Raw genomic sequence first — 6,099 nt, forward strand, 5'->3', positions numbered from 1 at the left:
GTCACCCGCGAGTACCCGGTCGAGCGCATGCACCGGGACGCCGCGATCTACACCATCTTCGAGGGCACGAGCGAGATCCAGCGCCTGGTCATCGCCCGCACCCTGGCGGGCCTGCCCATCCGCTGACGCCCATCCGCTGCGACCGTCTGCTGACGCCTGACCGGTGGCGCCTGTCAGGTGGTGCCTGTCCGGTGACCTTTCGGTGGTCGGCGGACCCGCCGTCCCGCCCGCGGCCCGACCGCCCGCCCCCAGCGCGTCAGGCCGTGGGCGGCACCGCGTCCGCGTACGGGTTCGCGGGCTGGGGGACGCGCCGCATCCCCGCCACGTCGAGCGCCGCCCGTGCCGAGTCGGTGCCGACCTCGCCCACCGGGCGCCAACTCCCGGTCACCGTCACCCAGCTGTTGGCCTGAGGCGCCTCGGCGCCGTGCATGCGGACCTTGACCGATTGCGCGTCCGCGGCGCAGCAGCTCAGCACCAGCCGGGTCAGGTACCAGCCGCCGTCCTCGCCGGGCGTCACGAACCCGGTCATCCGGACCGTACGCCCCTTCAGGCTCCGGCCGGTGTCCTGGCGGGCGCGGGCCTGGAAGTCCGAGAGCGGCATCACGAGCGGGGACCGGTCGGGAAGCGGGGCGAACCGGGCGTCCTCGCTGACGGCCGGATCGCTCTCCCGCGCGGCTGTGAACGCGCCCAGCGCGGGCGGCGTGAAGAACAGCAGGGCGAGCGCGGGGAGGAAGAGCAGCCAGGCGATACGGGGGCCCGAGCTGTGCCCGTGCCCGTGCCCGCCGCCGCCGTGGTCGCCGTCGTGGTCCGCGTGCTCCGCCGGCTCCTCGGCCGTCGGCTTGGCGAACGGGAAGCCGTCCCGGGCCGCGCCCACCATCCCCAGCGCCAGCAGCAGCACGCCCGAGACGATCAGGGGAATCCGCAGCCCTTCCTTCACGTACCGCAGATACACCTCGGTCAGCAGCGTGATGTGCAGCACTCCGGCCCCGGACAGCAGGAGCAGCAGCACCTGGATGTTCCGCTTCACAGCAGCCACCACCCGACGAGCGCGCTGCAGGCCACGGCGACCACCGCGGTCGCGGTGGAGAACCGTACGGCGAAGGCCCGGCCGAAGGTACCGGACTGCAGCGCGATCAGCTTGAGGTCCACCATCGGGCCCACGACCATGAAGGCCAGCCGGGCGGTGGGGGAGAAGCCGGTCAGCGAGGCGGCGACGAAGGCGTCCGCCTCCGAGCAGACCGCGAGCACGATCGCGAGCCCGGCCAGGAAGAGGACGGACAGCCAGGGCGAGCCGGAGAAGGTGTCGAGCACCGAGCGCGGCACGGCCACGTTGAAGGTCGCCGCCGCCATCGCCCCCAGCACCAGGAACCCGCCGGCGTGCAGGAAGTCGTGCTGGAAACCGAGCCTGAACTCCTCCCACCGGCTGTGCCCCGGGCGGTGCCCGGTCCGGTGGGCCGGCAGCCGCAGCCACTCCTCGCGGCCGAGCCGCAGCCACAGCCAGCCCATGATCACGGCCGTGGCCATCGAGGCGAGCAGCCGGGCGGCCACCATCTCGGGGGCGCCGGGGAAGGCGACGGCGGTCGAGGCGAGCACGATCGGATTCACCGCGGGCGCCGAGAGGAGGAAGGCCAGCGCCGCCGCCGGGGGCACCCCGCGCCGGATCAGGCTCCCGGCCACCGGCACCGACGCGCACTCGCAGCCGGGCAGTACGACCCCGGCCGCGCCCGCGACCGGCACCGCGAGCGCCGGCCGCTTCGGCAGCACCCGGCTGAACACACGCGCGGGCACGAAGGCGTTGATGGCCCCCGACAGCGCCGTCCCCAGCAGCAGGAACGGCAGGGCCTGGACGACGATCGCCACGCACACCGTCTGCCACGCCTTCACGGCCGGCTGGGTCAGCCAGCCGGCCGCGCCGGTGACCGCCACCACACCCGCGACGAGGACGAGCAGCGAGACCGCCGTGACGAGAGGCCATACCGCCCGCCCGGGCCGCTCCCGGGAGGTGTCCGCACCGGGTGCGGGCGCCACGCGGGAGGGAGCGTCGACCAGCTCTTGCGCTCTGTGCACACTCACTCCGAACCGTTGTGACCGGGGTCATCACGATACGGCCGGGCGGGGCCCGCGGAGGGTAGGTCGCGCGCCCACGGTGTACCGAATCATCCGATTCGCCGGATTCGCCCTATGCGGGCAAAAGTCCCCTGGCGTCCCTGGGTCGACAAAGGTCAATGATGCGATCAAAACGGGCAATTTGCTGTCCGGTGAGCCATCTCACAGGAACCTTCTCGCCGGTGTGACGTCGCGCACGGGAAATTCGCCGACTTCCCCAACTCGGTTGTTCCGCACCCATGGTGAGAGCCATTCAGTAGCAATTCCTATTGCTCACGGACAAGGATCGGCAGCACAGCGTGACGCCCTGTGGAGTGGGTCTCTTTCTGGGTGCTTCGGGGGAAAGACCGCCACTTGTGGTGAAGAAATTGATGCGTCTACTTTTGCCGCTGCCTGGTTAACCAAAGGCCGGGCACCCTTCCGCCGGAGCGCCGAATCCTGCCGCCGGCGGAGGGAGAAACGACAACGCACCACGGCAGGAGCGGGGGACCCAGGTAAGTGCCGCGACCGCGCACAGCGTGGAACCGGCTTGGGGTGAAGACGTGCCGCAGCGAAGCTGCTAGACGGCGCGGCCGGGCAACTCCAGCCCGAACCCGACAGCTCACCTCGCAGGCGTAGGAGAGGAAACCCCCTATGTCTGCACGCGGACGTCACCGTCGCCACACTCCCGGCCGGATATCCCGCGCCGCGCTCGTCGCCGCCGCCGGCGGTATGAGCATCGCCCTCCCGCTCATCGGCGCCGGCGCGGCCAACGCCGCCACCGTCGAGACCTGGGACAAGGTCGCGCAGTGCGAGTCCACCGGTAACTGGAGCATCAACACCGGCAACGGCTTCTACGGCGGCCTGCAGTTCACCCAGTCCACCTGGACCGCCTTCGGCGGGAACGACTACGCCTCCCGCGCCGACCTGGCCACCAAGGACCAGCAGATAGCGATCGCCGAGAAGGTCCTCGACGTGCAGGGCCCCGGCGCCTGGCCGGTGTGCGGCGCCAAGGCCGGCCTGACCAAGGACAGCCCGGAGCCGGAGCTGAACACCGGTGGCACCGAGGCCCCGGCCGAGAAGACCGAGGCTCCGGCCGCCAAGCCGCAGCCCCGCCCGGCCGAGAAGGCGGACAAGGACGCGGCGAAGACCGTGACCTACACCGTCGCCCAGGGCGACACCCTCTCCAAGATCGCCACCGCCCAGAAGGTCGAGGGCGGCTGGAAGAAGGTCTACGAGGACAACCGCAAGGTCATCGGCGACAACCCGAACGTGATCGTCCCCGGCCAGAAGCTGACCGTGGGCGGCAAGGCCGAGGCCGCGCCGAAGCAGGACGCGCCCAAGGCCGAGGCCCCGAAGGCCGCCGAGCCCAAGGCCGAGGCCCCCAAGGCCGAGCAGAGCGCCTCCGGCTTCACCGCCCCGGTCGCCAACCCGAACCTGGGCACGCCGTACCGCCAGGCCGGCTCCTCCTGGTCCAGCGGCTACCACACCGGTGCCGACTTCCCGGTCCCGACCGGCACCACCGTGAAGTCCATCGGCGCGGGTGAGGTCGTCTCCGCCGGATGGGGCGGCTCGTACGGCAACGAGGTCGTCATCCGCCACGAGGACGGCAAGTACAGCCAGTACGCCCACCTGTCCTCGCTGTCCGTCTCGGCCGGCCAGCAGGTCACCGGCGGCCAGCAGATCGGTCTGTCCGGCTCCACCGGCAACAGCAGCGGCCCGCACCTCCACTTCGAGGTCCGCACCGGCCCGGGCTACGGTTCGGACATCGACCCGATCGCGTACCTGCGCGCCCACGGCGTCTCCATCTGACGCACCGGGTCACCCCGGGCCGACCCGCTCGGCACCTGAATGAGGCGCCCGCCTCCGTTCCGTACGGAGGCGGGCGCCTCGCCGTTTCACGGGTAGCGCCGCTACGAGATGCGGCACAGGGCGTGGATGAGGCTCGCGTGCAGCGGGTAGCGCGCGGCCAGTTCGTCCGCGGCCCCGCCCTCGTAGTCGGAGGGCAGGAACCCCGGCGCCATGGTGCAGCCGAGGAGCGCGTGGGAGCCGCCGGGCCGGACCCGCGCCCCCATCCACGTGCCGCCCTCCACCGTGAACTGCACGCGCTGCCCGGCCCGTACGTCCTGGCCCAGCACCTCGACGCGCGAGCCGCCGCCCGGCTCCAGGAGCAGGAGCTGCACCGCGTCGCCGAGGTAGAAGTGCCAGACCTCGTCGCGGGGCAGCCGGTGCATCGCCGAGAACAGGCCGTCCTCGGCCGACAGCAGGAGCACGATCGCCGTGCCCGCCGGGTGCCCGTCCGGCTGCCGGGGACCGCCCACCCAGGTCTGCCGGAAGAGCCCGCCTTCCAGAGGAAGCGGTTCGAGTCCGTGGATCCGGGCGAGTTCGGCCACCGAGGGGGCTGAATCGGAATTCGGCATACGCTGCCTCCTATTGAGGGTCGCCATGCCGAATTCTCCCATCAATAGAGCTTGTTCACCGCGTGGCGCGTGGTCCATTTGAAGTCGGGCACCTGCGCACTCCGGAAGTCGCCCATCTGTCCCCAGCGCAAGACGGTCACGGTTCTCCCGTCGCGGCCGACGGAGAACAGGTGAATATCGGAGGAGGTCGCCTCATGCGAGATGTGTACGCCGTAGACGTCGGCGCCCTCCTCGACGGAGAGCCTTCCGTACCGCCGCAATTCGGCGGTGACGTCCGGGTCATTGGCCTCGGCCCTCGCGGCGCACGTGGTGATCGCTCTGTTGAACCGGGCGGCCAGGGACTTGGCCCTCGCCACATCGCGCGCGACGACGGTCACCTGCTCCGCATTGGTGTCGTAGTCCGTCCAGAACTTCCGGTACCGGGAGGCCACTCCCGGCAGTGCCGCCTCGTAGCAGAAGGGCAGGGGCCTGGGCGTGCCGCTCCGCACCGGGCCGCCGTACCAGCCCGAGGCCCGGTGCGGCGGCAGCTCACCGGGCGAGAGGAACCTGGGAGCCGAGGCGACGGCGGTGGGCACCGCGGGAGGGGCCGGCCTGGCCGCCGCCGGTGTAGTGGTGGCCAGGCCGGTCGCGAAGGCGGCGAGTGCGGTGAGTCCTGCGGCGGCGCCGAGGCCCAGACGGGCGCGCGTGGTCATGGAGTATCCCCGTTTCGGAGTCCGAAGGGCGGAAGAGGCACGGGAAGTCGTGCGGCTTCGAGCTTCGGGGTGAGCCCCGCCAACGGCAATGGCCATCCCTCGAATTGGGGACGTCGGAATACTTTCCAGACCTCTGACCTGTGGGAACACGAGGGCCTGGAACGCCCGAATGGTGCAGGGGTTTCCCCAGACGCCCCGGGGGCGCCGGAGCGTCTCCCGGCCTACCCGGCTCGCCGAAGCGCCGGCACCGCGTTGTGCCCGCCGAAGCCGGACGAGTTGCCGAAAGCGCCGGATGTGTTTGGGCTCACGGTCGGGAGCCGTGCCCCCGGCCGTGTTCCGGGTCGCCGCCGAAATCCGAAGCTCCGCTGCCGCCGCGCTGGTTCGCGGGCCCGGACCCGTAGGAGAGCCCGTCGGTGTCCGGGTGCAGTTCCAGGGCCTCGAGAAGGAACGCCAGGTCCTCCGAGTCCCGGGAGTACCCGGCGACCACCCTGCGGGCGGCCGCGCGCTGGCTGCGCCACTGGCTCGTGGCCCGCTCGGCTTCCTGGTCCTGGCCCTTGCCCGCCTCGCGCGGGTCGAGATGGGGCGCCGGGTGACCGGAGGGAGGGTTCATCGGACGATCCTCGCGCCGCCGGGATCGCACACCGGACAGGGCGCGGCCAAGGTCACCGGATCGGATCACCCTCTTGTTGGTGTATCGTTCAACTACGGTTGTCGGCGGCGGGTTCCAGTCCCACCGCCTGCACCCGCATTCCAGGCCCCGGCCAGGTCTCCCCCGTCCTGGCCGGGGCCTTCTCCGTGCCCGCGATCGGCCTCAGGGCAAGCCCCGCCCACCCTTTACGGTCGGCTGCCTTCGCGACCGTACGACCCCCACGGGATGGCGAACACGCTGACGCATGCCGCGC

7 protein-coding genes and 1 riboswitch are annotated in these 6,099 nt (G+C 71.6%); of the genes, 2 read left to right on the forward strand and 5 right to left on the reverse strand.

Going from position 1 to position 6,099, the window contains the following annotated elements; genetic code table 11:
• The coding region (locus tag AOK16_RS26065) for an acyl-CoA dehydrogenase family protein (protein WP_157859296.1) at window positions 1-126 on the forward strand (126 nt) is incomplete at its 5' end.
• Between the two features lie 130 nt (window positions 127-256).
• Here AOK16_RS26065 and AOK16_RS21525 read toward each other — a convergent pair.
• Together AOK16_RS21525 and AOK16_RS21530 are read right to left on the reverse strand one after the other, a co-directional pair.
• Window positions 257-1,027, reverse strand: a complete 771-nt coding sequence (locus AOK16_RS21525; RefSeq protein ID WP_055473831.1) for a TIGR03943 family putative permease subunit — start codon at window positions 1,025-1,027, stop codon at window positions 257-259.
• Window positions 1,024-2,067, reverse strand: coding sequence for a permease (locus AOK16_RS21530; RefSeq protein WP_079101633.1), 1,044 nt, complete (start codon window positions 2,065-2,067; stop codon window positions 1,024-1,026). Before AOK16_RS21530 ends, AOK16_RS21525 begins: the two co-directional genes overlap by 4 nt.
• A gap of 495 nt (window positions 2,068-2,562) precedes the next feature.
• A riboswitch (cyclic di-AMP (ydaO/yuaA leader) is annotated at window positions 2,563-2,736 on the forward strand.
• Window positions 2,737-2,739: 3 nt separating this feature from the next.
• Between AOK16_RS21530 and AOK16_RS21535 the strand changes: the two genes are divergently transcribed.
• Window positions 2,740-3,897 carry a transglycosylase family protein gene (locus tag AOK16_RS21535; protein ID WP_055473832.1) on the forward strand — a complete coding sequence of 386 codons (1,158 nt, stop codon included), beginning with the start codon at window positions 2,740-2,742 and terminating at the stop codon, window positions 3,895-3,897.
• 101 nt (window positions 3,898-3,998) lie between these two features.
• Here AOK16_RS21535 and AOK16_RS21540 read toward each other — a convergent pair whose 3' ends face one another.
• The 3 genes from AOK16_RS21540 to AOK16_RS21550 form a co-directional block, all read right to left on the reverse strand.
• Window positions 3,999-4,505, reverse strand: a complete 507-nt coding sequence (locus tag AOK16_RS21540) for a cupin domain-containing protein (protein WP_055473833.1) — start codon at window positions 4,503-4,505, stop codon at window positions 3,999-4,001.
• Window positions 4,506-4,546: 41 nt separating this feature from the next.
• Window positions 4,547-5,197: a hypothetical protein gene (locus AOK16_RS21545; RefSeq protein ID WP_055473834.1), complete on the reverse strand. Its 651-nt coding sequence runs from the start codon at window positions 5,195-5,197 to the stop codon at window positions 4,547-4,549.
• A gap of 304 nt (window positions 5,198-5,501) precedes the next feature.
• The gene (locus AOK16_RS21550; RefSeq protein ID WP_055473835.1) at window positions 5,502-5,807 is read right to left on the reverse strand and encodes a hypothetical protein; all 306 of its coding nucleotides are present in this window, start codon (window positions 5,805-5,807) and stop codon (window positions 5,502-5,504) included.
• Window positions 5,808-6,099: the final 292 nt, after the last annotated feature.

Source organism: Streptomyces pathocidini, from assembly GCF_001418495.1.
Classification (GTDB): domain Bacteria; phylum Actinomycetota; class Actinomycetes; order Streptomycetales; family Streptomycetaceae; genus Streptomyces; species Streptomyces pathocidini.